This is a genomic window from Alphaproteobacteria bacterium, from assembly GCA_039980135.1.
In the GTDB taxonomy this organism is placed as follows: domain Bacteria; phylum Pseudomonadota; class Alphaproteobacteria; order UBA6615; family UBA6615; genus UBA8079.
On record JBDXCV010000006.1, the window covers coordinates 45,087 to 71,044 of the forward strand.

Annotated in this window: 25 protein-coding genes; all 25 read left to right on the forward strand. The window is 65.0% G+C overall.

Features of this window, described 5'->3' with window-relative positions; all coding sequences use genetic code 11:
• The first annotated feature begins 162 nt into the window (after positions 1-162).
• A complete protein-coding gene (locus ABJ363_08440; GenBank protein MEP4379012.1) occupies positions 163-909 on the forward strand; it encodes a YebC/PmpR family DNA-binding transcriptional regulator in 747 nt (248 codons plus the stop codon).
• 36 nt (positions 910-945) lie between these two features.
• Complete coding sequence (ruvC, locus tag ABJ363_08445; GenBank protein ID MEP4379013.1) at positions 946-1,437, forward strand: crossover junction endodeoxyribonuclease RuvC; 492 nt, start codon at positions 946-948, stop codon at positions 1,435-1,437.
• Positions 1,434-2,072 (forward strand): Holliday junction branch migration protein RuvA, encoded by a 639-nt coding sequence (gene ruvA / locus ABJ363_08450; GenBank protein ID MEP4379014.1) that lies wholly within the window; start codon positions 1,434-1,436, stop codon positions 2,070-2,072. The genes ruvC and ruvA overlap by 4 nt, the downstream gene beginning before the upstream one ends.
• A 26-nt stretch (positions 2,073-2,098) precedes the next feature.
• Positions 2,099-3,172, forward strand: coding sequence for a Holliday junction branch migration DNA helicase RuvB (gene ruvB / locus ABJ363_08455; protein ID MEP4379015.1), 1,074 nt, complete (start codon positions 2,099-2,101; stop codon positions 3,170-3,172).
• Between the two features lie 4 nt (positions 3,173-3,176).
• On the forward strand, positions 3,177-3,653 hold the full coding sequence (gene ybgC, locus ABJ363_08460; protein MEP4379016.1) for a tol-pal system-associated acyl-CoA thioesterase: 477 nt from the start codon (positions 3,177-3,179) through the stop codon (positions 3,651-3,653).
• Positions 3,654-3,715: 62 nt separating this feature from the next.
• Positions 3,716-4,447 carry a protein TolQ gene (gene tolQ, locus ABJ363_08465; protein ID MEP4379017.1) on the forward strand — a complete coding sequence of 244 codons (732 nt, stop codon included), beginning with the start codon at positions 3,716-3,718 and terminating at the stop codon, positions 4,445-4,447.
• A gap of 3 nt (positions 4,448-4,450) precedes the next feature.
• Entirely contained in the window at positions 4,451-4,897 is a 447-nt protein-coding gene (tolR, locus tag ABJ363_08470; protein ID MEP4379018.1) for a protein TolR, read from the forward strand.
• A 134-nt stretch (positions 4,898-5,031) separates the two neighbouring features.
• Positions 5,032-5,805 (forward strand): cell envelope integrity protein TolA, encoded by a 774-nt coding sequence (locus tag ABJ363_08475; protein ID MEP4379019.1) that lies wholly within the window; start codon positions 5,032-5,034, stop codon positions 5,803-5,805.
• A gap of 6 nt (positions 5,806-5,811) precedes the next feature.
• The gene (gene tolB / locus ABJ363_08480) at positions 5,812-7,161 is read left to right on the forward strand and encodes a Tol-Pal system beta propeller repeat protein TolB (protein ID MEP4379020.1); all 1,350 of its coding nucleotides are present in this window, start codon (positions 5,812-5,814) and stop codon (positions 7,159-7,161) included.
• Between the two features lie 248 nt (positions 7,162-7,409).
• Positions 7,410-7,922, forward strand: coding sequence for a peptidoglycan-associated lipoprotein Pal (pal, locus tag ABJ363_08485; protein ID MEP4379021.1), 513 nt, complete (start codon positions 7,410-7,412; stop codon positions 7,920-7,922).
• Between the two features lie 209 nt (positions 7,923-8,131).
• On the forward strand, positions 8,132-9,148 hold the full coding sequence (ybgF, locus tag ABJ363_08490) for a tol-pal system protein YbgF (protein ID MEP4379022.1): 1,017 nt from the start codon (positions 8,132-8,134) through the stop codon (positions 9,146-9,148).
• Positions 9,149-9,174: 26 nt separating this feature from the next.
• Positions 9,175-10,527: a tRNA lysidine(34) synthetase TilS gene (gene tilS, locus ABJ363_08495; GenBank protein MEP4379023.1), complete on the forward strand. Its 1,353-nt coding sequence runs from the start codon at positions 9,175-9,177 to the stop codon at positions 10,525-10,527.
• Positions 10,528-10,690: 163 nt separating this feature from the next.
• Positions 10,691-12,619, forward strand: coding sequence for an ATP-dependent zinc metalloprotease FtsH (ftsH, locus tag ABJ363_08500; protein MEP4379024.1), 1,929 nt, complete (start codon positions 10,691-10,693; stop codon positions 12,617-12,619).
• 21 nt (positions 12,620-12,640) lie between these two features.
• The gene (gene folP, locus ABJ363_08505; protein ID MEP4379025.1) at positions 12,641-13,807 is read left to right on the forward strand and encodes a dihydropteroate synthase; all 1,167 of its coding nucleotides are present in this window, start codon (positions 12,641-12,643) and stop codon (positions 13,805-13,807) included.
• Between the two features lie 77 nt (positions 13,808-13,884).
• The gene (gene glmM, locus ABJ363_08510) at positions 13,885-15,234 is read left to right on the forward strand and encodes a phosphoglucosamine mutase (GenBank protein MEP4379026.1); all 1,350 of its coding nucleotides are present in this window, start codon (positions 13,885-13,887) and stop codon (positions 15,232-15,234) included.
• Positions 15,235-15,253: 19 nt separating this feature from the next.
• A complete protein-coding gene (gene thiD / locus ABJ363_08515) occupies positions 15,254-16,063 on the forward strand; it encodes a bifunctional hydroxymethylpyrimidine kinase/phosphomethylpyrimidine kinase (protein MEP4379027.1) in 810 nt (269 codons plus the stop codon).
• Between the two features lie 13 nt (positions 16,064-16,076).
• Positions 16,077-16,985, forward strand: coding sequence for an EamA family transporter (locus ABJ363_08520; protein ID MEP4379028.1), 909 nt, complete (start codon positions 16,077-16,079; stop codon positions 16,983-16,985).
• A 16-nt stretch (positions 16,986-17,001) separates the two neighbouring features.
• On the forward strand, positions 17,002-17,889 hold the full coding sequence (locus tag ABJ363_08525) for a DMT family transporter (GenBank protein MEP4379029.1): 888 nt from the start codon (positions 17,002-17,004) through the stop codon (positions 17,887-17,889).
• A 119-nt stretch (positions 17,890-18,008) separates the two neighbouring features.
• On the forward strand, positions 18,009-18,908 hold the full coding sequence (locus ABJ363_08530) for a methylated-DNA--[protein]-cysteine S-methyltransferase (protein MEP4379030.1): 900 nt from the start codon (positions 18,009-18,011) through the stop codon (positions 18,906-18,908).
• 68 nt (positions 18,909-18,976) lie between these two features.
• Positions 18,977-19,435 carry a MaoC family dehydratase gene (locus ABJ363_08535; GenBank protein MEP4379031.1) on the forward strand — a complete coding sequence of 153 codons (459 nt, stop codon included), beginning with the start codon at positions 18,977-18,979 and terminating at the stop codon, positions 19,433-19,435.
• Positions 19,432-19,887, forward strand: coding sequence for a MaoC/PaaZ C-terminal domain-containing protein (locus ABJ363_08540; GenBank protein MEP4379032.1), 456 nt, complete (start codon positions 19,432-19,434; stop codon positions 19,885-19,887). The genes ABJ363_08535 and ABJ363_08540 overlap by 4 nt, the downstream gene beginning before the upstream one ends.
• Before the next feature lie 57 nt (positions 19,888-19,944).
• Positions 19,945-21,819, forward strand: a complete 1,875-nt coding sequence (locus tag ABJ363_08545; GenBank protein MEP4379033.1) for an SLC13 family permease — start codon at positions 19,945-19,947, stop codon at positions 21,817-21,819.
• A 111-nt stretch (positions 21,820-21,930) separates the two neighbouring features.
• Entirely contained in the window at positions 21,931-23,112 is a 1,182-nt protein-coding gene (locus ABJ363_08550; GenBank protein ID MEP4379034.1) for a phosphoserine transaminase, read from the forward strand.
• A gap of 63 nt (positions 23,113-23,175) precedes the next feature.
• A complete protein-coding gene (gene serA / locus ABJ363_08555; GenBank protein MEP4379035.1) occupies positions 23,176-24,753 on the forward strand; it encodes a phosphoglycerate dehydrogenase in 1,578 nt (525 codons plus the stop codon).
• Positions 24,753-25,808 (forward strand): VCBS repeat-containing protein, encoded by a 1,056-nt coding sequence (locus ABJ363_08560; protein MEP4379036.1) that lies wholly within the window; start codon positions 24,753-24,755, stop codon positions 25,806-25,808. Before serA ends, ABJ363_08560 begins: the two co-directional genes overlap by 1 nt.
• Positions 25,809-25,958: the final 150 nt, after the last annotated feature.

The following is a 25,958-nucleotide window of genomic DNA, read 5'->3' on the forward strand; positions in this document are numbered from 1 at the left end:
GAAATCAGGGCTTCTCGACGCGGGCGACAATCCGGTAAACCGGGATATTGAAATTGCAGTGACCCATACAATCGGCGCCGCCAATCGACAGTTGGGCGTGTTTGTTGCCGGGTTGGGCTGCACGGATCAATTTGGTTTTGCGGACATTCGGAGAACTCGGGCATGGCAGGCCATTCCCAATTCAAGAACATTATGCACCGCAAGGGTGCACAGGATGCGAAACGCGCGAAGGCGTTTGCCAAACTGGCGCGCGAAATCGAGGTCGCGGCTCGGAGCAGCCCGGACCCCGACCAGAACCCGCGTCTGCGCACGGCGATTGCGGCGGCACGTGGCGCCAATATGCCCAACGACCGCATCAAGCGCGCCATCGACAAGGCGACAGGTGGCGGTGAGGCGGATAGTTACGAAGAGATCAGATATGAGGGCTACGGCCCGGGCGGGGTCGCGGTGATCGTCGAGGCGCTGACCGACAACCGCAACCGGACGGCCTCGGAAGTCCGGTCCGCGTTCGCCAAGCATGGCGGCAATCTCGGCGAGACGAACAGCGTATCGTTCATGTTCGACCAGATTGGACAGATCATTTACCCGGCCGATGTGGCCAGCGCCGACGACATGTTCGAGGCCGCGCTCGAAGCGGGCGCCGAAGATGTCGCCAGCACCGACAGTGGGCACGACATTACTTGTGCACCCGATGATTTCGGCCAGGTGGTCGAGGCCCTCGATGGCCGTTTTGGCGCACCGGAATCGGCCAGCCTCACATGGAAGCCGCAAACCTCGGTCGATCTGGATTCGGATTCGGCACGCACGCTGCTGAAACTGATCGACACACTCGACGACAGCGACGATGTGCAACGGGTCTCCGCCAACTTCGAGGTCAGCGACGACGTCATGGCGGAACTCACGGGCTGATATGGACTGCGGACCGACCGGCGGCGGGGATTGAACATGCGGCTGTTGGGCGTTGATCCGGGTCTGCGTTTCACCGGCTGGGGTGTCGTGGATATTGACGGGAACCGGCTGCGCCATGTCGCGAACGGCGTCGTGAAATCGGGAAAAGGCGAACTTGCGCAGCGGCTGGTGCGGTTGCATCAGGGGCTGTCCGAGGTGCTGGCCACCCACCACCCCGACGGTGCCGCCGTCGAGGAAACATTCGTCAACAAGGACGGCCAGTCCACACTGAAGCTTGGCCAGGCCCGCGGCATCGCACTGCTGGTGCCGGCGCTGGCCGGCATTCCGGTCGCGGAATATGCCGCCAATAGTGTGAAGAAATCCGTGGTCGGCTATGGCCATGCGGACAAGGAACAGATCGGTCACATGATCGGCGTGTTGCTGCCGGGTGCACTGGTCGAATCACCCGATGCGGCGGACGCGCTAGCGGTCGCCATCTGCCACGCGCACCACATAAGCGCCCAGGCGCTTTACGAGGCCGCGCAATGATCGCGCGCCTGAAGGGCCTTCTCGACGAGGTCGGTCCGGACTGGATTGTCATCGACGTCGCGGGCGTCGGCTACCAGGTGTTCTGCCCGGCCCGGGTGATCGCCGCACTGCCGGCGGTCGGCGATCCGCTGTCGCTGCATATCGAGACCCATGTGCGCGAGGACCATATCCATCTCTTCGGCTTTGCCACGGCGCGCGAGCGCGAATGTTTCCGGATGCTGACGACCGTCCAGGGGGTCGGTGCGAAGGTTGGCCTGGGCATATTGGGCACGCTGTCCGTCGATGATCTGACCACCGCCATCGTGGCCGAGGACAAGGCGCTGCTGACCCGCGCGGATGGCGTCGGCCCCCGCCTGGCGGCGCGCCTGATGACCGAATTGAAGGACAAGATCCTGTCGCTGGACGGCGCGTTTGCACCGTCGCTTTCCGTGTCCGCACCCCCGGCCGCCGGTGCGGTGGACGCGGCGGGAGAAGGGGGCGGCACGGTTTCCTCGGACGCGGTTTCGGCGCTGGTCAACCTCGGTTACGGCCGCGCCGAGGCGTTCAGCGCGGTCAACCGTGCAGCCCAGACGCTGGGTGATGCGTCCGATCTGGATCAGCTCATCCCTGCGGCGCTGAAGGAGCTGAGCCAGTGAGCGACGGCGCTGAAGCCCCGGACCGGCTGGTCGACCCGGCGGCCCACGACGACGACCGCGTCGACACGGCATTGCGGCCCCAGGCGCTCGATGGCTTCATCGGCCAGGCGGCCGTGCGCGAAAACCTGTCGGTCTTCATCGCCGCCGCGCGCCAACGTGGTGAGGCCATCGATCATGTGCTGTTTCACGGTCCCCCGGGGCTGGGCAAGACGACCCTGGCGCGGATCGTGTCCCAGGAGCTGGGGGTCGGGTTCCGCGCCACATCCGGCCCGGTCATCACGAAGGCGGGGGACCTGGCCGCCGTGCTGACCAACCTGCAGCCGCGCGACGTGTTGTTCGTTGATGAAATCCACCGTCTCAACCCGGCGGTCGAGGAAGTGCTGTATCCCGCGATGGAGGATGGCGAACTCGACCTGATTATCGGCGAGGGGCCGGCGGCGCGCTCGGTGCGGATCGAATTGCCGCCGTTCACGCTGGTCGGTGCCACCACGCGGCTCGGCCTGCTGACAACGCCGCTGCGCGAACGTTTCGGCATCAACCTGCGGCTCGAATTCTATTCGCCGGAAGACCTGACGACAATCGTGCGCCGAGGTGCGGCGTTGCTCGAACTGGAGATGAGCGAGGACGGTGCCACGGAGGTCGCGCGACGCGCCCGGGGTACGCCGCGCATCGCCGGACGCCTGCTGCGCCGAGTGCGGGATTTCGCGCTCGTGGAGGACAGCCTGCCGGTCGACCGCAAGGTGGCGGACCACGCGCTGTCGCGGCTCGATGTCGATGACCGCGGCCTCGACACGATGGACCGGCGCTATCTGCGGCACATCGCGGAGGTGCATTTCGGGGGGCCGGTCGGTATCGACACCCTCGCCGCGGCGCTCTCAGAGGAGCGCGACACGCTTGAGGATGTCGTCGAGCCGTACCTGATTCAGCAGGGGTTCATCCAGCGCACGCCGCGGGGGCGGATGCTGACGCCGCGCGCCTACGGGCATCTGGGGCTGGATGTTCCCAAGGGTGCGCAACAGGACCTTCTGTCCGGCCATACGGTCGCCACAAATGATCCCCAGAATTCAAACTTGGACGACAATGGTGCAGACGGATCATGACGCCATGAGCGCGCATGGAGCGGAGAACGCGAATGTTTCCGGATGGTTTGAGGGTGTTCGCCATGTTTATCCGGTGCGGGTCTATTACGAGGACACGGACGCGGCCGGCATTGTCTACCACGCCAACTATCTCCGATTTGCGGAGCGGGCGCGGACGGAGATGATGAGATGCCTGGGGACCGAACACCGGGTGCTGATGCAAAGCGACGACGTCGCTTTCGCGGTGCGTAGCCTCGATACGGAGTTCTTTCTGCCTGCGCGACTGGACGACCCGTTGACGGTGGAGACCCGGGTCGATGCGGTGGGGGGCGCCAGCATGCGGCTGACGCAGATCGTGCTCGGCCGTACCGGGGAAGCCGGGGCGCCGGTCCCGCTGGTGCGGATGGCCGTTCGGCTGGCATGCATCGATGCGGGCTTGCGCCCGGCGCGGCTGCCGGGGGCGGTACGGGCCGCGCTGACGGAACTGGTGAAGGATCAATGAGCGCCGCGCCGGCCTGGACGCGGTCTCGAACGACAAAACAATAACGAGAGGCATTTCAATCCATGGAATCCAATATTGTCGAAACGATCGCCGTGACCGGGGGCGCCGGGATCGCGGATTTTTCGGTCTACGGACTGTTTCTACGCTCCGACCTCGTCATCAAGCTGGTCATGATCATCCTGTTCGTGGCCTCATTCTGGTCGTGGACCATCATCGTCGATAAGTGGATCAAGCTGCGTCGGCTGTCGGGGGATGCGGCGCGCTTCGAGGAGAATTTCTGGTCCGGCGGTTCGCTCGAGGAACTCTATGAGCGACTCGGTAACAAGCCGTCGGACCCGATGGCGGCCGTGTTCGCGGCGGCCATGTCGGAATGGCGACGAAGTTCGTCGCGCGGGTTGGCGGCGACCGATGCGTTGCGGGCCAATCTGCAGGAACGGATCGAGCGGGTGATGGAGGTCTCCGTGACCCGGGAAATGGAACGCATCGAACGCTACATGGTCTTCCTGGCATCGGCCGGGGCGACGGCACCTTTTATCGGCCTGTTCGGGACCGTGTGGGGCATCATGAACAGCTTCCAGGCGATTGCGGTGGCCAAGGACACCAATCTTGCCGTGGTTGCGCCGGGGCTCGCGGAAGCCTTGTTTACCACGGCCATGGGGCTGATCGTCGCGATCCCGTCGGTCGCGGCCTACAACAAGTTCAGTGCCGATATGGGACGCTATTCGCAGCGGCTCGAGGGATTTGCCGCCGAATTCAGCGCCATCCTGTCGCGTCAGCTCGAGGAGTCGAAATAAGCCATGGCCCTTAGCTCTGACAGTATGCGGCTACGCCGCCGTTTGCGCGGCGGGCCGATGACCGAGATCAACGTCGCGCCGTTCGTCGATGTGATGCTTGTGCTGGTGGTCATTTTCATGATCGCGGCACCGCTGCTGACGGTCGGGGTTCCGGTGGACCTGCCGAAGGCCGCGGTCGACCCCCTCAACGAAGACAAGGAACCGCTGATCATCACCGTGGATGCGGAAGGCCGCGTCTATCTTCAGGAATCGGAGATCAAGGAGAGCGTCCTCATTCCCCGTCTGGTGGCCGTCTCCGAGGCGAACCCGGATTTACGGGTCTTCGTGCGCGGTGACCGGGCGATCAATTACGGCCGGGTGATGGAGGTGATGGGGATGGTCTCCGAGGCGGGCTTCGCGAAGGTCGCGCTGATCGCCGAGGTTCCGATCCCGAAAACTCCGGGTCAGTAGCGGGCTGTCGGCGGTCGAACATGCGGGTAAACTGGTCACAATTCAAAACGGGCGGCGCGATGTCGGCGGTGGGGCATCTGGCCCTCATCGTCGTTGCCCAGTTTGGATTGCCGTTTCTGTTTACGTCGCCCCAGGTGACCGCGACGGTGATTCCGGTGGAGGTGGTGCGCATCGACGATGTGACGCGCCCGCCGGCCGCCGCAACCCCGGAACCGGATCCCGAACCGACCCGGACCGCATCGCCGCAGCCGCCGCCGAAACCGCCGCAGCCGGTCCCCGAGCCGCCGAAACAGGCGCAACCCGAGAAGGTCGCAGCGCTCCCTGAACCGGCGCCGCCGGCGATCAAGCCCGCACCGCCGAAGGAAAAAACACCGGAACCGAAGCCGGAACCCGCGCCACAGGTCGCCAAGGTGCAGCCGAAGGCCAAGCCGAAACCGCCCGCGCCGTCGCGGAGTTTCGACAATATCCTGAAGGATCTCGCGGCGGACGATAAACCGGTCAAGACGGCGGAGCGTGCGCGCAAGCCGGAGTCGGTGCGCGAGAAGGGCAAGGAGGCTCCGCAGCAATCACAGATTGCCGAACATGCGAGTATTGCCGAACTCGATCTGCTGCGGCAGCTGATCCGCCGGCAGATTCAGGAATGCTGGAGCCCGCCGGTCGGCGCGCGCGATGCCGAGGACCTGATCGTCACGGTGCTTATCCGGGTCGATCCGCAGGGTATGGTGCGCGAGGCCACGGTTGTCGACGCACCGTTGATGGGGCTCGACCGTTACTTTCAGTCGGCGGCCGAGGCCGCGCGCCGCGCCGTGTTGAACGACAGATGCCAACCCTTGCAGTTGCCGGCCGACAAATACGAGATCTGGAAAGAAATCCGGTTCAACTTCGACCCAAGTAAAATGCTGAGCTAGCCGATGATGATGACCAAACCCGCCATCCGAATGTTCCTCGCTACACTCTTCGGGGCGATGATCTTGGCGCTGCCGGCGCTTCCCGCACGGGCCGAGCTGACGGTGGACATTACTCAGGGAAATATCGAGCCGCTGCCGATCGCGGTGCCGAACTTTATCGCGTCCGAAGATGTCGCGCGCCGGTTCAGCATCGATATCGCCCAGGTCATTTCGGACAATCTGGAGCGTTCGGGACTGTTCCGGCCGATCGACAAACAGGCCTTCATTTCCCAGCCGCAAAGCCTGGGTGTGAACCCGCGCTTCGCCAACTGGAAACCTCTGAATGCCCAGGCGCTGGTCGTTGGCGAGGTCAACATCGAGCCGAACGGCGCCCTGCGCGCCTCGTTCAGGCTTTGGGATGTGTTTGCGGAAAACCAGATGACGGGGCTGAGCCTGACCACCACCCAGGCGAACTGGCGCCGAGTGGCGCACATCATCTCCGATACGATCTATGAGCGGATCACGGGCGAGGCCGGCTATTTCGACACGCGCATCGTGTATATCGCCGAGAACGGTCCGTCCGACCGACGGGTCAAGCGCCTGTCGATCATGGACCAGGACGGCGCCAATCACCGCTTCCTGACCGATGGCCAGACGCTCGTGCTCACGCCGCGCTTCTCGCCGACCCAGCAGGAAATCACCTATCTCGCCTATTTCAACGATCAGCCGCGCGTGTATCTGTTCAACATCGACACCGGCGAGCAGGAACTGCTGGGCGATTTTCCGGGCATGACCTTTGCGCCGCGATTCTCTCCCGACGGTGACAGCGTGATCATGAGTTTCGCCCAGGACGGGAATTCCGATATCCATGTCATGGACCTGCGCACCCGCCGGGTGCGACGGCTGACCGATAATCCGGCGATCGATACCGGGCCTTCCTATGCGCCGGACGGGCGCAAGATCGTCTTCGAATCCGACCGCGGCGGCAGCCAGCAACTCTATGTCATGGATTCCGACGGCGGCGGGCAGCAACGAATCAGTTTCGGCGACGGCCGCTACGGCACACCTGTCTGGTCGCCGCGCGGTGACCTCATCGCCTTCACCAAGATTTTCCGGGGCACATTCCACATCGGCGTAATGCGCCCGGACGGCACCGGCGAGCGTCTGTTGACCCGGGGCTTCCTGGTCGAGGGGCCAACCTGGGCACCGAACGGCCGGGTTCTCATGTTCTTTCGTCAGGAAAAAAGCGATGCGCGCGGCCTGGGGGGCACGCCACGCCTGTTTTCGATCGATCTGACCGGCTTCAATGAACGCGAACTGGGGACCCCGGTCGGCGGTTCGGATCCCGCATGGTCTCCCGGGCCTCTCCGCCAATAGTCTCAGAACGACGAAAGTGACTGAAAATACTTGTCAATTTGCGTGAATATCGCTGCGCGAAAGCTTGATTCCAAAAAAACAGCGACGTATAGTTCGGCAGTCTGCGGGCGTGGCTTCATTGGGCCAGTCAGTGGTTGCGCAATTATTCTGCACCGTCAGGTGTGACGCACGATATCAGGTTGTTCCGTTTATCGGGATTCCGTCATGGGCGGCTTGTGATCGTGACATTTCGGCTTAAGGAGTCACCCATGCGATTTAACATTCCCGGCCTGGTGGTAGCGGCCTTCGTTCTTGCCGCCTGTTCCTCTACGGGCGACGAAAGTGCCAACACGGGCAGCACCGGCGCATCCAGCTCCGGCGGCGGCAATCAGACCGCCACGGCACCGACCGGTCCCAAGCCCGGTTCCCAGATCGATCTCGAGGTCAATGTCGGCGACCGCGTCTTCTTCGATTTCGACAAGTCGAACCTGTCGGCCGATGCCCGCACCGCGGTTGAGCGCTGGGCAGCCTGGCTCAAGACCTATCCCGCGAACAAGGTCGTGGTCGAGGGGCATGCGGACGAACGCGGTACGCGCGAATACAACCTGGCGCTCGGCGAGCGTCGTGCAGATTCGGCGCGCGACTATCTGGTCTCCCTCGGGATCGACCCGAACCGGGTGCGGATTGTGAGCTTCGGCAAGGAACGTCCTGTCGTTCCGGGCTCGAACGAAAGCGCGTGGGCGCAGAACCGCCGCGCGGTCGTGGTGATCAGCACCAACTAGCGTTCGCCTGTTCGTTCCAAAACGATACGCCCCGGGTCATCCGGGGCGTTTTCGTTTTCCCGGTATGTTTTCGTTTCCGGGGCGCCATGCCATAGTTTCGCCGAATTGGGTGGCGATTCTTGGCGCAGTGAAATTGCGGCAAAGGTTGCCGGGGCCCGCACGGGCCAGCGATACCCTTCCACCCGTCAACATCAACGGACCGCGTCGTCATGTTGAAGCCTCTTCGGATTATTGTGCCCGCCGGCCTTTCGCTGCTGCTCGTCCTGTCGAGCGGCGCGGCGCTGGCCCAGTCCAACGATGTGCGTGGACTGGCCGATACGGTCTCGCGCCTGGAACGCCAACTGCAGGCCCTGGAACGCAACGTGTATCGCGACGGGCCGCCCCCGGCGACGCCATCGGGACCCCCGACAGCCGGTGCGCCATCCGTCGCTCCGCCGTCGGGGACGGCATTGTCCAACCTTCAGGTCACGACAGACGGTCTGGAAGAGCAGTTGCGCCGGCTGACCGGACAGGTCGAGCAGCTGGATTTCCAGGTCCGCCAGATGAACCAGCGCATGGACCGGCTGGTGTCGGACGTCGATTTCAGGCTCCGCGCTCTCGAAGGGGGTACCGGTGAGGCGACCGCGACCGGTTCGACGGCACCTGTCGCCCCTGCCGCGCCGCGTTCACCGGGCGAGGTGACGGTCGAGCGCGGCGGCAACCCGGGCGCCCCCCGGGTGTTCGGCACTCTGACCGAGACGCAATTGCGCAATGCGGGGGTCGAGACCGCGCCGGTCGGCGCGCAGACCGCCAGCGCCGATCCCGCCGCGCAAGTGCCGTCGCCGGCCAGCTTGCCGGCGGGCAGCCCGCGTGATCAGTATGACTTCGCCTACAAGTTCCTGCTGCAACGCGATTTCGAGAGCGCCGAGACCGCGCTCAGCTCGTTTGTCGCGGCAAATCCCGAAGATTCGCTGGCCGGGAACGCGCAGTACTGGCTGGGTGAGACCTATTATGTGCGCGGTGATTACCCGACCGCCGCCCGCGCCTTTGCCGAGGGTTTCCAGCGCTATCCCGACAGCGCCAAGGCGCCCGACAACCTGCTGAAATTAGGCATGTCCCTGGCGCAGCTCCAACAGAATTCGGATGCCTGTATCACGCTGAAGAAATTGCGGGTGGAATATCCCGACGCGCCCACCAGCATTGTCCAGCGTGCCGATCGGGAGATCGGCCGGCTGCAGTGCCCGTAGCCGCTCGACCCGTTTCTCCGAACCCGGTGGCGCACGCCACCGATGGTAGCGCCGCGCCGATCCGTGCTGACGATTTCGCGGCCCGCATGCTGCGCCTGGGGCCGTTCGAGAAACGCCCGCATCTGGCGCTCGGCGTATCGGGCGGGCGCGACAGCCTGGCGATGGCCTTGCTGGCCGCCGACTGGGCGGCCGCGCGACAGGGCCGGGTGACCGCGGTCACGCTCGACCATGGCCTACGTGCCGAATCGGCTGCCGAAGCCGAGCAAGTCGCTACCTGGATGGCGCGACGCGGAATCCCCCACCACACGCTCACCTGGGCGGGATCGCCGGGCGGCGGTGCCAGCGAGGCCGCTGCTCGGACCGCGCGCTACGCGCTGCTTGAGGCGTTCTGCCGGGAACACGGCATTCTGCATCTGCTCGTCGGCCATCATCGCGACGACCAGCTGGAAACACGGGCGATGCGCCGTGCGCGCGCGAGCGGCGCGTTCGGCCGGGCCGGGATGCCGTCGGTTCGGGAACTGGCGCATGCGCGGGTCCTGCGGCCGTTGCTCGAGGTGCCGCGCGTGCGGATCACCGCGACATTGCAGGCATATGGTCAGGACTGGGTCGAGGACCCGAGCAACCGGGACACGCGGTTTGCCCGCGCCCGCATGCGGATGGGTCGATCAGCCATGGCGTCCGGTGCGCGCGAAGAGGACGGGGAAGCGGCCCGGGCGCGGGTCGGGATGGAACGCGCGCTCTCCCGGATCGCGGGACGGGCCGTTGCCGTTCATCCCGCCGGCTTTGCGACGCTCGATCCCGCGTCGCTCGATACCACCGACCGGGAGACAGGTGTGCGGCTGATCGCCAACCTGGTGACCTGCATCGGCGGACGCGTCTACGCGCCGCGGGGCGCGGGTCTCAAGCGGCTGGCGGAAAGATTGACGGGCGACGGCCTCAACGGCGGCGCGACCCTGGGCGGCTGTATCGTGCGACCGGCCCGTGACGGGCGGGTGTGTTTCATGCGTGAACCGGCGGTGATCGAGGCGCCTCGCCAGTTGATGGGTGCGGAGCCTACGGATGGGGCGCTGGATTGGGACGGGCGTTTTCGGCTGTCGTTTCCCGCGCGCGATGATGCGGGAGCGGCGACGGCGTGCGGCGGGGAAATGCAGCTCGGCAGCGTCGGGCAATTTGTGTCGCAGGGCGTACCGGCGCACCCGGAATCGCCGCGTTTTGACACGCTACCCCACGCCGTCCGGGCGACCCTGCCAGCCATTTGCCGTGACGGTCATTTCCATAAGTGCGGGATGGCATATTCGCGAGAAACCGGTCTCAGTCTGGCAAATGCCCGCTTTGCACCGCAAAATCCGGTCGCGGGGGCCGTTTTCGCAACAAGTTGATAATCTTCACACTCGTATTATAGGGGCGTTTTTCGCATTGCCCTCGGGGGCTTGGCGCACCATGTTAGTGGCTGTAAAGGTTCCAATGTAATTCACAGCAGCTGAGGTCGCCGGGCGTATTCGGCGACGCTGGTCCAGATGGTCATTTGATCGGAGAAGGTCTTTGAACAATTTCGGTAGAAACATCGCGCTGTGGGTCATCATCGCCTTGCTGGTCGTGGCGCTGTTCAACCTGTTCCAGAGTTCGGGCCGCCAGGGCGCCGAACAGCAGCTGGCCTTCTCTGACTTCATGGGCCAGGTCGAGACCGATCAGGTCGCGGATGTCACCATCCAGGGCAATGACATCAAGGGCACGCTGCGCAACGGGACCGCTTTCACGACCTATGCGCCGAACGACCCGAATCTCGTATCGACCCTTTCCGAACATGGCGTTCGCATCACCGCCGCGCCGCAGGAAGAAGCGAACTTCCTGGTCCGTACGCTGCTGAGCTGGCTGCCGTTCATTGTCATCGTCGGCATCTGGGTGTTTTTCATGCGCCAGATGCAGGGTGGCAGCGGCCGCGCGATGGGCTTCGGCAAGTCGCGCGCCAAGATGCTGACCGAGAAGACCGGCCGCGTCACATTCGAGGATGTTGCGGGTGTCGAGGAGGCCAAGCAGGAGGTCGAGGAGGTCGTCGAATTTCTGCGCGACCCCCAGAAGTTCCAGCGGCTCGGCGGGCAGATCCCCAAGGGCGTGTTGCTGGTCGGCCCTCCGGGCACGGGCAAGACATTGCTGGCGCGCGCGATCGCGGGCGAGGCGAATGTTCCCTTCTTCACCATCTCCGGCTCCGACTTCGTCGAGATGTTCGTCGGCGTCGGTGCCAGCCGCGTCCGCGACATGTTCGAACAGGGCAAGAAGAATGCGCCCTGCATCATCTTCATCGACGAACTCGACGCCGTGGGTCGCCATCGCGGTGCGGGCCTGGGCGGCGGCAACGACGAGCGTGAACAGACTCTGAACCAGCTGCTCGTCGAGATGGATGGCTTCGAGACCAATGAAGGTGTGATCCTGGTGGCGGCGACGAACCGTCCGGACGTGCTCGATCCGGCGCTTTTGCGTCCGGGCCGGTTCGACCGTCAGGTCGTGGTGCCGAACCCGGATATCATCGGCCGCGAGAAAATTCTCAAGGTGCATATGCGCAAGGTGCCGCTGGCGCCCGACGTGAACGCCAAGACCATCGCCCGCGGCACGCCGGGGTTCTCTGGCGCCGATCTGGCGAACCTGGTGAACGAGGCGGCGCTGATCGCGGCGCGCAAGAGCCGGCGCATGGTGACCATGGCCGAGTTCGAGGACGCCAAGGACAAGGTGCTGATGGGCGCCGAACGCCGTTCGATGGTGATGACCGAGGACGAAAAGAAGCTCACGGCCTATCACGAGGCCGGACATGCGCTGGTCGGCATGCACATGGATGGCTGCGACCCGCTGCACAAGGTCACGATTATCCCGCGCGGACGGGCCCTGGGCGTCACCATGTCGCTGCCCGAGCGAGATCGCTACACCTACTCGATCTACGAACTGAAGGCGAAGCTGGCCATGATGTTCGGCGGACGTGCCGCGGAGGAGATCATTTTCGGCAAGGAACACGTCACGACCGGTGCCGGCAACGACATCAAGGAAGCGACCAACCTGGCCCGCCGAATGATCACGGAGTACGGGTTCAGCGAGAAGCTTGGCCCGCTGCGTTACGAGGACAATCAGGAAGAGGTCTTCCTCGGCCATTCGGTGTCCCAGCACAAGAACGTCTCGGACGCGACCGCGAAGGTCATCGACGAGGAAATCCGGGCGCTCATCGACGCGGCGGAATCGGACGCGATGCGAATTCTGACCGAACAGATCGAGGATTTGCACACGATTTCCAACGGCCTGCTCGAATATGAGACCTTGTCGGCCGATGAGGTGAATGCGCTCCTCCGGGGCGACAGCATCGACCGGTCGGACGACGAAGAGGATTCCGCGGGAAGCCCGCGTTCGTCGGTTCCGACGAGCGGTACGGCGAACAAGAAAGACCGGCCGAGCGGCGGCATGGAGCCGGAGCCGCAGCCTCAGGGCTAGGCCGGTATCGGGGGCAGGCAGATGCCGAACGGCCCGATCGAGACACAATCCCTGGGGGCTTTCACGGCGAAGCGAGAGCCCCTGTTGGAATCCGCCACAGGCACGAGCCGCCTGCGCCTGACCCCGACCGGACTGGTATCCGGCGATCCCGCGATCAGATTGTGCGACGCCGGGGCCGGGCTTGCGCTGGCCGGCGGTCCCCTCGGATTTACGCATGCGCACATCACGGGCACGGACGCGCCCGAGGCGTCGGAGGGCGGCCGGCCCTTGTCCGCCTCCGAACTCCTGCGCTGGGCGACCCAGGCGGCGCGCGAAGGCGCGGAAGGCCCGGCGGCGCTGATCGCACGGGTATCGCGACCGCGACCGGATGTTGCAGGCCTCGCATTGAGTGGCGGCGGCGCGCGGACGCGGATCATGGCGGTGTGCAATGTCACGCCCGACAGCTTCTCGGATGGCGGTGATCATGCCACGCCGGAACGGGCGATCGGGTTTGCCCGGGCGCAGATGGCGGACGGCGCGGACATCATCGATGTCGGGGGAGAATCGACGCGGCCGGGCGCGGCGCCGGTCGGCCTGGACGAAGAACTCTCGCGGGTGATGCCGGTCATCGACGCGCTGGTCGCACACGGCATTCCCGTCTCGGTCGATACGCGGCGCGCCGGGGTGATGCGCGCGGCCATCGACGCCGGGGTGTCCCTCATCAACGATGTGAGCGCGCTGGGCGACGACCCGGATGCGCTGGCGGTTGTCGCGGCGTCGGACACGCCGGTGATCCTGATGCACATGCAGGGGCAGCCGGGGGATATGCAGGACGATCCGACCTATGCGGATGTGGTGCACGAGGTCTATGACGCGCTGGCGGCGCGTGTGGATGCCTGTCTCGACGCGGGAATTGCGCCCGACCGGATCACGATCGACCCGGGTTTCGGGTTCGGCAAGACCGTCGATCATAATGCCGCGTTGCTGGCGGGGCTGGCCCAGTTCCACGGGCTTGGGTGTCCGATCGCGGTCGGGCTGTCGCGCAAGAGTTTCATCGGGGCCCTCACAGGCGTGGAAGACCCCCGGGACCGGGTTCCGGGTTCAATTGCGGCGGCGCTGTTGGCGATCGACCGGGGCGCGCAGATCGTGCGGGTGCATGATGTGGCGGCGACCCGGCAAGCCTTCGATGTATGGCGGGCGGCGCTCTAGCGACGATATGACAAGATTGTTAACGGTCGCGGGCACGGTGCTATAAGTCGGGTCTTCGATATGTTCGGGATTTGACGATGGCACGAAAGCTTTTCGGCACCGACGGCATCCGCGGCAAGGCCAATCACGAGCCGATGACCGCCGAGACCGCGTTACACGTTGCGATGGCGGCTGGCCATCGCTTTACACGTGGCGATCACCGCCACCTCGTGATCATCGGCAAGGACACGCGGCTGAGCAACTACATGCTCGAGCCGGCGATGCAGGCCGGGTTTACGGCGATGGGGATGGACGTCGTGCTGGTCGGCCCGATGCCGACCCCGGCGGTCGCCATGCTGACGCGGACCCTGCGCGCCGATCTCGGGGTCGTGTTGTCGGCCTCGCATAATCCATTCGAGGACAACGGCATCAAACTTTTCGGTCCGGACGGCTTCAAGCTTTCCGACACGGTGGAGGAAGAGATCGAGGCGCTGGTCGAGAACGGGTTGCTCGATCACCTGGCCGATGCCAGCAGCCTCGGACGCGCGCGGCGACTGGAAGATGCGCCGGGCCGCTACATCGAATTCGTCAAACACACTTTCCCGCGTGGCCTGCGTCTCGACGGCCTCAAGCTGGTTGTCGATTGCGCAAACGGCGCGGCCTATAAGGTGGCACCCTCGGTGTTTCACGAGCTGGGCGCCGACGTCGTGCCGGTCGCGATCGATCCGGACGGGACCAACATCAACCGCGACTGCGGCGCCACGGCGACGCAAACCCTGCAGGAACAAGTGGTAGCCCATGGCGCCCATCTGGGGATCGCGCTCGACGGGGATGCCGACCGGGTGATCCTGTGCGATGAGCATGGCGAGGTCGTCGATGGCGACCAGGTAATGGCCGTTATCGCCCGGTCCTGGCAGGCGACCGGCCGGTTGCAGGGCGGCAAGGTCGTTGCAACGGTGATGTCCAACCTCGGTTTCGAGCGCTACCTGGAAACCATCGATCTGTCGATGGAACGGGCGAAGGTGGGCGACCGCTATGTCCTCGAGCGGATGCGCGCCGGCGGGTTCAATCTGGGCGGAGAGCAGTCGGGCCACATCATCCTGAGTGACTACTCGACGACCGGCGACGGGCTGATCGCTGCGCTTCAGGTGCTTGCCGCACTGGTGGAATCCGGCGTGGCCATGAGCACGCTGACAAACGTGTTCGAATCCTTTCCGCAATTGTTGCGCAATGTGCCGGCGGTCGGCACGAACGCAATGGAGCATGCGAGCGTCAAGTCCGCCGTTTCGGCGGCCGAGGAAAAACTCGGGAATGACGGGCGCGTGCTGATCCGGCCATCGGGTACCGAGCCGGTCATTCGGGTGATGGCCGAAGGCCTCGACGCGGAGATTGTGGTTTCCGTGGTCGACGATATTGCCGGCGCAATCGCCGACGTTCCGGCCGCATAGCGCGAGGCCCGATCTCAACATGGACGGACGCGTATTGATCGTCGCCGGCTCGGATTCCGGCGGAGGTGCGGGCATTCAGGCCGACATCAAGGCCGTCACCGCGCTGGGCGGGTTCGCGATGACCGCCGTGACGGCACTGACCGCGCAGAATACCCAGGGCGTACACGGTATCTTCGGGGTTGAGACGAGCTTCATCGCCCAGCAGATGCGGGTCGTGCTGGACGATCTCGGCGCCGACAGCCTGAAAACAGGCATGCTGCACAGTGTCGACGTTATCGAGACGGTAGTCGCGACGATTTCCGATCTCGACGCCGAAATTCCCCTGGTCGCCGATCCGGTCATGGTCGCCAAGGGCGGCGCGAAGTTGCTCGATGACAGCGCTCATTCTGCCCTGCTGTCGCTGCTCATCCCGCGTGCCAGCCTGCTGACGCCCAATGCGCCCGAAGCCGCGGCCCTGACGGGTGTCGATGTGGATGACGAGGACGGCCAGCACCGGGCGGGAGAGAGATTGCTCGAACACGGTGCCGGCGCGGCCCTGGTCAAGGGTGGGCATATCGCCGGCCCGGAGGTGGTGGATTTGCTGGTCACGCCGGGCGAGACAATCAGGTTTGCCGATCCGCGCATCGAGACCCGTCACACCCACGGTACCGGCTGTACGCTCGCGTCAGCGATCGCGGCAGGGTTGGCCCAAGGCATGGCATTGCGGGACGCGGTGACCCGCGCGCGATCTTATGTGCGAAAAGCGATCGCCGCGGCGCCCGGCTACGGCCAGGGCCACGGCCCGCTCGATCATGGGGTGACGTTCGACCCGGGTCGCCTGGATAGCTGACGTTGGCGCCCGCATGACCCAATCGTCCAACTCGCAACCCGCGACCGTGGGATTCTTCTCCGTCGCGACTGCCGGCGCGCTCGTCACCGTGTTCGTGTGGGGCGGCACACCCATCATCACCAAGTTCGGTGTCGAATCGGTGGATGTCCTGTCCTTGGCGCTTCTGCGCACGGTCATGGCACTGCCGCTCGCAGTCCTGATCCTCGCTGTCTTGCGCTGTCCGCTTCCGTGGCGCGGCAAGGACAAATGGCTGGTCCTCGCATTCGGAATTGTCGGCGTTGTCGGGTTCCCGGTCCTGTTCACGCTCGGCGTGGGCCGGACGTCGGCCGGTCATGCGGCAGTCGTGACGGCTGCGACGCCGGTCTTTGTCGGATTTCTGGAAGCGTTGGTCAGCCGCAAGCTGCCGCCGCCGCGCTGGTGGATCGGCGTGTCGGTTGCCTTCGTCGGCGCGGTGATCCTGATTGCCGAGGCGGTCGGTCTCGATTCCATCGACGCGACATGGCAGGGCGATCTGCTGGCGGCCGCGGGCGGATTCTCGGCGGCCCTGAGTTTTGTGATCGGTGCGCGACTGACCCCGCGCTATGGCCCCGTGGGCGTGACCATGTGGAGCGTGGTCATTGCCGCCATCGTCCAGTTGCCGTTCGTGCTTCTGCGTATGGACGCGGCGGCATGGTCTGCAATCGAGCCGCTCGGCTGGACGGCGATCGTCTATCTCTCGGTGGGGTCGACGGTCGTGGCCTATATCACCTGGATTTTTGCACTGACGCGCGGCGGGATCGGGCGCATGAGCGTGTGGCAATTCGCGCTGCCGGTCGTGGGGGTCGCAGGGGCGGCGATATTCCTTGCCGAACCGTTGACGCCGCTGCTCGTCGCGGCCACGGTGATTATTCTTTTCGGCGTCGGGCTCGTGCAACGGCGTTGAAGCCTCGCGAGCGCCGATGTCCGAGATTAACCGCACCCGCCTCTACACCTTCGCGCTGATCGCGGTCTTCATCTATGGCGTGACCCCGGTCTTCACCAAGATCGGGACCCTGACCGCGGACGGCATCACGGTCGGCGCGTTGCGCGCGGTCGTCGCGGCGCCGGTGGCCGCAATGGTGATCGCGATCATGGGATGCCGGATCCCGTTGCGTCGGGATGCGATTGTCCTGCTGTTGGTGTCGGGCCTGGGCGGGTTGGTCCTGTTCCCCGTCATCTTCAGTTGGGGCGTACAGTTTACCACCGCCGGGCACGCCGCCGCGGGCACGGGAGCAGGCGCGGTGATGGCGGGTGCGATCATGGCCGTGGTGAACCGCCGGATGCCGGGCTGGGCCTGGTGGATCGGCGTGGCAGTCGGGTCGGCGGGGGCGCTGTTGCTGATCCAGGAGGCGCTCGGCCTGACGGTGGCCGGTGTGACCTGGCAGGGCGATGCGCTGGTGTTTCTCGGCATGTTCATGGGGGTCGTGGGCTATGTCGCGGGGGCCAGACTTACGGCCGAACTCGATGCCCTGACGGTCACCATGTGGTCGGTCCTCGTGGCTGCCATCTTCCTCGCGCCGGTGGTCGTGTTTCACGCCGGCGTCGCGACTCTCACGGCGATCGATATGCGGGGCTGGCTCGCAATCTGTTCACTGGCCTGGGGGACGACGATTCTCGCCTATCTCCTGTGGAACCGGGCGCTTGCCGACGGCGGGGTCGCCCGCATCGGAGCCTTGCAACTCCTGCAGCCCGTTATCGGGATCGGCCTGGCACCGGTCATCCTCGGCGAGCCGCTGACCCCGACATTGCTGCTGGCGACCTTCGTGATCCTGGCCGGTGTGGTGCTGGTGCAGCGCGAGCGGGCATAGCGGCGCTCCGTTTTGCGCAAGAACCGGGTGGGGCCGACCGATGCGGCCGCCTAGTTTGATGCGCGTGCGAAACGGATCGCACAGACCCGCCGGCCGGGTGTAAAAAGGAGATGCGGAAGATGGCCATGATCGACACATTCGAGCCCGAAACACTCGATAACAGTTTTGACGATGACTACGGCTTCGCCCTGGTCGGCCGCCTGCTCACCTGGCTGAGCGAGAATTATCGCGATCAGCCCAGTCTCGAGCGAATCGCCGCTGAGGCGGGCCTGAGTGCCTTTCACCTGCAGCGGCTGTTCACCCGCTATGTCGGCGTCAGCCCCAAGAAATACGTCCAGTACCTGACCCTCGAACACGCCAAGCGGGCGCTCAACGAATCCCGAAATGTCCTCGACGTGGCCTTCGAGACCGGGTTGTCGGGCGCGGGGCGTCTGCATGATCTGTTCGTGACCCATGAGGCGGTCACGCCGGGGGACTGGAAGCGCCGCGGCGAGGGGCTGGAGCTGCGCTATGGCTGGCATGACAGCCCGTTCGGCGAGTGCCTGATCGTGGCGGGTGCGCGCGGGGTATGCGGGCTGGCGTTCAATGGTATTGGCGACCGCGCCGCGACCCTGGCCGACCTGTGCGGGAGTCTCGATGCGGCCGCGCTGGTCGAGGACCCGGACGTGACCCGCGCCTATGCGGCGGCGGCGTTTGGCGAAGGCGACATCCACCTGATGCTGCGGGGAACACCGTTTCAGCTCAAGGTCTGGGAAGCGCTCCTGTGCATCCCGGAGGGCGCGGTCCTGACTTATTCGGATCTCGCGGAACGTATCGGTGCGCCGGGCGCGGCCCGCGCGGTGGCCGGGGCGGTGGCGCGTAACCCCGTGTCCTGGCTGATCCCGTGCCACCGGGTGATCCGGAACGGCGGCGGCATCAGCGGGTACCGCTGGCACCCTGACAAGAAGCGCCTGATCCTGGCCTGGGAGGCCGCCCGGTCGGAGGCAACGCCAACCGTCCCGGGGCCGCCCGTGGCCTGACGCCGGCCGCACTTTATTCGCGCGAAGCGAAGGGGTAGGGTCCGCGCCTGAATTTCGGGAAGAGGCTCATGGCAGCGCGATATTGGGAAGATTATTCGGTCGGCGAGGTCTTCGAGACCGAGCCGGTCACGGTCTCGGAAGAGCAGATCATCGCCTTCGCCGAGAAATACGACCCGCAGGTCTTTCACACCGATCCCGTGGCCGCGCAAGACAGCGTTTACGGCGGTTTGATCGCCAGCGGCCATCAGACGATCGGCCTGGCCTTCGCGCAGTTCGTCCGGCTTGGCCTGTTCGAAGAGAACGCGCTCGGCGGCCCCGGCATGGACGAGATCCGCTGGACGGCTCCTGTGCGCCCCGGCGACACGCTGCACACTACCGCCGAGGTCGTGGAACTGCGTGCTTCGAAATCGCGCCCGGACCGCGGAATCATTCGCGTACGTCTCTCGATTCGCGTCGGGGATCAGGATGTTTCCAGCTTGATCACGACGACATTCCTGCGCCGGCGGCCGGCGGAGGACGCGGCATGACCGGTCTGTATCTTGAGGACTACACGGTCGGCCGGGTCTTCGAGACCGAACCGGTAAGGCTCGACGCGGAGGAGATCATCTGGTTCGCCGAGTTGCATGACCCCCAGGTCTTTCATACCGATCCGGAACGCGCGAAAGAATCGGCATTCGGCGAACATGTCGCGAGCGGGTTCCAGTCCGTGGCCATCGCGACGGGCCAGTTCATCCGGACCGGTGCGGTGGAGGGCACGGGCATGGGCGGGCCGGGCTTGGACGAGGTCCGCTGGACCGCCCCCGTGCGTCCCGGAGAGAGCCTGCAGACCCGCGTGGAAGTGATCGAGGCACGGGCCACGCGCTCGAATCCGGGGCGTGGGGTCGTGACCTTGGGGTTCGCCGTGGCGACGGAATCGGGCCCGGTCCTGACATTTAAGGCCACGATCTTCGTGCGCGCCCGCGCGGGCGAGAAGGCATAGAAATCTGCCGCGTGGTAGAATGGAAGCCGTTTCCAATCTCCGGCCTGCGTAGAGAAGATGTTCAGTTTTATCGCCGATATGGACCCGAGCCAGCTCGGGATGTGGATGACCTTCGCCGTGATCGTTGTGGCGCTGGTCATGTACACGCTCGAACGGCTGACCTTCGAGCTGACATCGCTCGGCGTGATCTGCGTTCTGCTGGTGTTCTTCCACTTCGTTCCCGTGATCGACGCCGACGGTAACAACATCCTCAACCCGACGCGGCTGCTGGCCGGTTTCGCCAACCCCGCGCTGCTGACCGTAATCGCGCTGCTCGTGATGGGCGAGGGACTCGCCCGTACGGGCGTTCTGGAGGCCGGCGCGCAATTATTCTTCCGCTACGGGCGCGGCCACGCGGCACTCGCGACGGGGCTGGCCTTTGTGGCGGTGCTGGTGGTCAGCGGGTTCATGAACAACACGCCCGTGGTGGTGATCTTCATCCCGATCATGCAGGCGCTGGCGTCGCGCCTGGGGCAATCGCCCTCGCGGCTGATGATGCCGCTGTCGTTTGCCGCAATCCTGGGCGGGATGGTGACCCTAATCGGCTCGAGCACCAACCTTCTGGTGTCCGGCATGCTGATCGAGCTGGGCAATGAGGGCTTTTCGTTCTTCCAGTTTGCCGTGCCCGGCGCCGCTCTGGCGCTGGTGGGGGTCGTCTATGTGATTTTCGCCTGCCCGCGGTTGTTGCCGGAACGCGCGTTGCTGACGAATGCAATCGCCGGCGGCGGCCGCCAGTTCATGGCCGAAATCGCCGTGACCGAGGATTCCAAATTCTACGGCATGCAGCCGCGCGGCGGATTTTTCCCGGATTTGAAGGACATGACGGTCCGGTTGATCCTGCATGACGGTGAATCCTTCATTCCGCCATTCGACGATGATTTTCAGCTCGCCGACGGGGATACGATTGTGGTCGCGGCGACCCGCGCGGCGCTCACCGAGGCCCTCAAGGGGGAGCCCGAGCAGTTTCATCCCGAGCTGGATCAGGACTGGGAGCGGTTCGAAACCGAGGATGGCAATCAGCGCTGGCAGGTCGGCAACCAGGTCCTGGCCGAGGCGATGGTCACACCGGCCTCGCGGCTGGTCGGCCAGAACCTCAACCAGATCGGATTCCGTTACCAGTATCATTGCGTTGTGCTGGGCGTTCAGCGCCGATCGCAGATGATCCGGGCGCGGGTGACGGACATTCGCCTCGAACCGGGGGACGTTCTCCTGATGCAGGGGCGCGCCAGCGACGTCGAGGGGCTGCGCGGCAATCAGGACATCCTCCTCGTCGAATGGACCGCCGCCGAAATGCCGGCTGTGCATCACGCCAGCAGCACCCTGGTGATCTTTGCCGCGGTGATTGCCTCGGCCGCGCTGGGCGTCGTGCCCATCGAGATCGCAACACTGGTCGGTGCCGGCGCGATGCTGGCGACCGGCGTGCTGAACATCCGTCAGGCCACCCGCGCCATCGACCGGACCATCGTCATGATGATCGCCGCCGCGCTGGCGCTCGGCAGTGCGCTGCAGGCCACGGGCGGGGCGGAGTTCCTCGCGGGCCTGCTGTTGAGCGTCGTGGGCGATGCGTCGCCGGCGGTGATCCTGTCCGCCTTCTTCCTGCTGGTGGCGGTGCTGGCCAACATCATCAGCACCAAGGCCACGGCGGTGCTGTTCACACCGATCGCGGTGGGGCTGGCCAACGGCCTGGCGCTGCCCATCGAGCCGTTCGCCGTGGCGGTGGTGTTCGCCGCGAACTGCTCATTTGCGTCGCCGGTCGGTTACCAGACCAACCTGCTGGTGATGGCGCCGGGCAACTACCGATTCGTCGATTTCGTCCGGGTCGGATCGCCGCTCCTGATCATCGTCTGGCTGATCTTCAGCCTGGTCGCACCCTGGTACTACGGCCTTATCTGACCGGCGTACGCCCTGCGACAATGCGGCTATTGACCCCGCGTGAAATACGTCTAGTTTCTGCGGCGGGCCACACCTCCCCAACGAGGTGCGGCGTTCTGTAAGGAGCGCGTCATGACGCAAACATCGAATAAGCCGGGCACCCGTCCGGTATCCCCACTCTTTTCCTCTGGCCCCTGCGCCAAGCGACCCGGCTGGTCGCTGGATGCGCTGAGCGATGCGAGCATCGGCCGTTCGCATCGCGCCAAGGGCCCCAAGGCCAAACTCCTGCGCGTGATCGAGGACAGCCGGTCGATTCTGGGAATTCCCGAGGATTACCGGATCGGCATTGTGCCCGCCTCGGATACGGGCGCGTTCGAGATGGCCATGTGGTCCGCTCTCGGCGCACGGCCGATCGATATTCTTGCCTGGGAAAGCTTCGGCCAGGGCTGGGCCACGGACGTGGTCAAGCAGCTCAAGCTGGACGATGTCCGGCTGCTGGAGGCGGACTATGGCGCGCTGCCGGATCTCGATGCGGTCGATTTCGACAAGGACGTAATTTTCACCTGGAACGGCACGACATCGGGTGTCCGTGTGCCCGACGGGGACTGGATTCCCGATGCGCGCGCGGGCCTGACCCTGTGTGACGCCACGTCCGCGGCCTTCGCCATGGAGCTGCCTTGGGACAAGCTCGATATTGTGACCTGGTCCTGGCAGAAGGTCCTGGGCGGTGAGGGACAGCATGGGATGCTCGTGCTCAGCCCGCGCGCGGTCGAACGACTGGAAAGTTACGCGCCGGCGTGGCCGCTGCCGAAAATCTTCCGCCTGACCAAGAGCGGCAAGCTGAACGAGGATATCTTCAAGGGCAGCACGATCAACACGCCCTCGATGCTCTGTGTCGAAGACCATCTCGACGCGCTCGACTGGTCGCGCGAGATCGGCGGCCTCGACGCGCTGGTTGCCCGTTCGAATGCCAACTTCGGCGTTATCGATGCCTGGGTGTCCGGCTCGGACTGGGCGGCGTTTCTCGCGGACGACCCGGACCAGCGGTCGACCACGAGCGTGTGCCTCAAGGTCGTTGACCCCTGGTTCACTTCGCTCGATGACGACGATCAGGCGGCAACCGCGAAGGCGGTGGCGAACCTGCTCGATTCCGAAGGCGTCGCGTTCGATGTCGGGGCCTATCGCGATGCCCCGCCGGGCTTGCGGATCTGGGCCGGCGCGACCGTCGAACAGTCGGATCTCGCGGCGCTGATGCCGTGGCTCGACTGGGCGTTCGAGAGCGTCAAGGCCGACCGCACCGCTGCCGCCGCCTGACCGGGCCGCGGCCACACCATCTCAATTACGTTGAAACCCGCCCGAACGCGGAAGGATGACCCCATGCCGAAAGTACTGATTTCCGACAAAATGAGTGACCGTGCGAAGGAGATTTTCGCCGAACGCGGGATCGAAGTCGATGTGACGACCGGCCTGTCCGAAGAGGAGCTGATCGCCATCATCGGCGAGTATGACGGGCTGGCTATCCGCTCGGCCACCAAGGCGACCGCGAAGGTCCTGGCGGCGGCGACCAATCTGAAGGTGATCGGGCGTGCCGGCATCGGGGTGGACAATATCGACCGGGACGCGGCCACGGCGCGCGGGATCGTTGTCATGAACACGCCGTTCGGCAACGCGATCACCACGGCGGAACATGCCATCGCGATGATGATGGCGCTCGCGCGGCAGATTCCCGAGGCCAACAAATCCACACAGGAAGGCAAATGGGAGAAGTCCCGCTTCATGGGTGTGGAGTTGACCGCCAAGACCCTCGGATTGATCGGCTGCGGAAATATCGGCTCGATTGTGGCCGAACGCGCGCTGGGCCTGAAGATGAAGGTGGTGGCCTTCGATCCGTATCTCAGCGATGAACGCGCGCTGGAACTGGGGGTGGAAAAAGTGGAGCTGGATGTCCTGCTGCGGCGGGCCGACTTCATCACCCTGCACACCCCGATGACCGACCAGACCCGTGGCATTATCGACGCCGAGGCGCTGGCCAAGACAAAGCCGGGTGTGCGCATCGTCAACTGCGCGCGCGGCGGCCTCGTGGTCGAGGCGGATCTGAAGGTGGCGCTCGAATCCGGGCATGTCGCCGGCGCGGCGCTCGACGTGTTCGAAGAGGAGCCGGCCAAGGAAAACGCCTTGTTCGGCACGGAGAATCTGGTCTGCACGCCTCATCTGGGCGCGAGCACGACCGAGGCGCAGGTCAATGTCGCGATCCAGGTCGCCGAGCAGATGGCCGACTATCTGCTTACGGGCGCCGTGGTGAACGCGCTCAACATGCCGTCGGTCTCCGCCGAGGATGCGCCACGCCTGATGCCCTACATGAAGCTTGCCGAGCTGCTCGGCAGCTTCGCGGGTCAGCTCGTCGAATCCAGTCTCAAAAGTGTGACCATCGAATATGAGGGACATGCGGCAGAATTGAACACCAAGCCGCTCAGCGCGGCCGCATTGAAGGGGTTGCTCTCACCGGTGCTCGAAAGTGTGAACATGGTCAACGCGCCCGTCATGGCGCAGGAACGCGGAATCGACGTGTCCGAGGTGCGGACCGCGCGCGAGAGCGACTATCAGACGCTGATACGCCTGACCGTCGTGACCGAAAACCACACCCGCAGTGTTGCCGGGACCCTGTTCGGCGGCGACCGCCCGCGGGTGGTAGACGTGAAGGGTGTGCCCATGGAAGCCGAACTCGGTGCGCACATGCTCTACGTCAACAACGAGGACAAGCCGGGCCTGATCGGGAACCTGGGAACGGTGCTCGGCGATGCGGGGCTGAATATCGCGACGTTCCAGCTCGGCCGCACCGCGGCGGGCGATGACGCGATCGCGCTGGTCGAGGTCGACCAGGAGGTCCCGGCCGACGTGCTGGCCGCCGTAGCCGCTCTTCCGAGCGTCGTTCAGGCCAAGGCGCTCAACTTCTGATGCCGGGTCGGGTCACTGCATATGTTGCGGTGGCCCTGGCGTTCATACTTGCCGGTCCCTTCGATCTGCGCGCTGCGGAAATCGTACGCGCGCCGGGTCTGCAGGACGGGGATGTGATCGTGCGCTTGCCCGGTACTGAGGGCGGGATCAGCCAGTCTCCATCGGCGGTCGGGGTGCGTGGCGCGGATGGCCTGGTCCGGACACTTATTCTGAAGGACGGCCGTCTCTCGCTGTCCGAAGAAGTGATCCCCGACGATGCTTCGGCCTCACGCCCGGCCGACATACTGGAAGATGGCGACGTGACCTACGGCGGGTCCGATATTGCCCGCGCCTGGCTGACGGACCCGACGGAACGGTATGCCCATGGTGTCCTGGGCGACGCCATTGAAGCCGGCGGGTTGGCGCTTGAACGCGCCGATGGCGGGATCGCGCGCTACAAGCTGGACGCGGGCTCGGTGTTCGAGGACCGCCGGGTGCGGCTGATCGATCTCGATGGTGACGGACGCGACGAGGCGATTGTCGTGCAATCCTATCTGGATGCGGGTGCGGCCCTGGCGGTGTTCGGCCTCGCCGATTCGGGCGTGGCCTTCCTGTCCGAGGTGCCGGCGATCGGCCGCGCGAACCGCTGGCTCAACCCGGTGGGGGCCGCCGATTTCGACGGCGACGGGTGGACCGAGATTGCTTTCGTCGAAACGCCGCATATCGGCGGGACCCTGCGCCTGTACGAGTTTCGTGATCGCACGCTGCATGCCGATCACGCCGCACGCGGGTTTTCCAATCACGGCATCGGCAGCCGGGAGCAGGATCTGGCGGCGGTGCATGACTGGACCGGCGACGGGGTGGCCGATATCGCGGTGCCCGGTGCGCGGCGGCGCGCCCTGCGCTTCGTGACCTTCGCCGACGGGCGTTTGCACGATTTCGACGGGATCCCCCATGATCAACTGATCGTGACGGCGGTACGGCCCGCCACGCTCGACGGGAGCGGCGTCGTGTATGCGGTTTATGGCCTCGCGGACGGTACAATTATTGCAGCGCGCCCGACGGGCGCTGAATAAGGCCGAATTTGCAAAGTCATGAAAATGCTGTTTAAAACGGCTCGCCAGCACGAAATATTGGCGCTAATGTGCCGTTAACAATTTGGGTGCTCAATGCGAACCCTGTTGCTGATGGGTGGGGAAAGACGCTGAACTGTTCGACCAAATTTC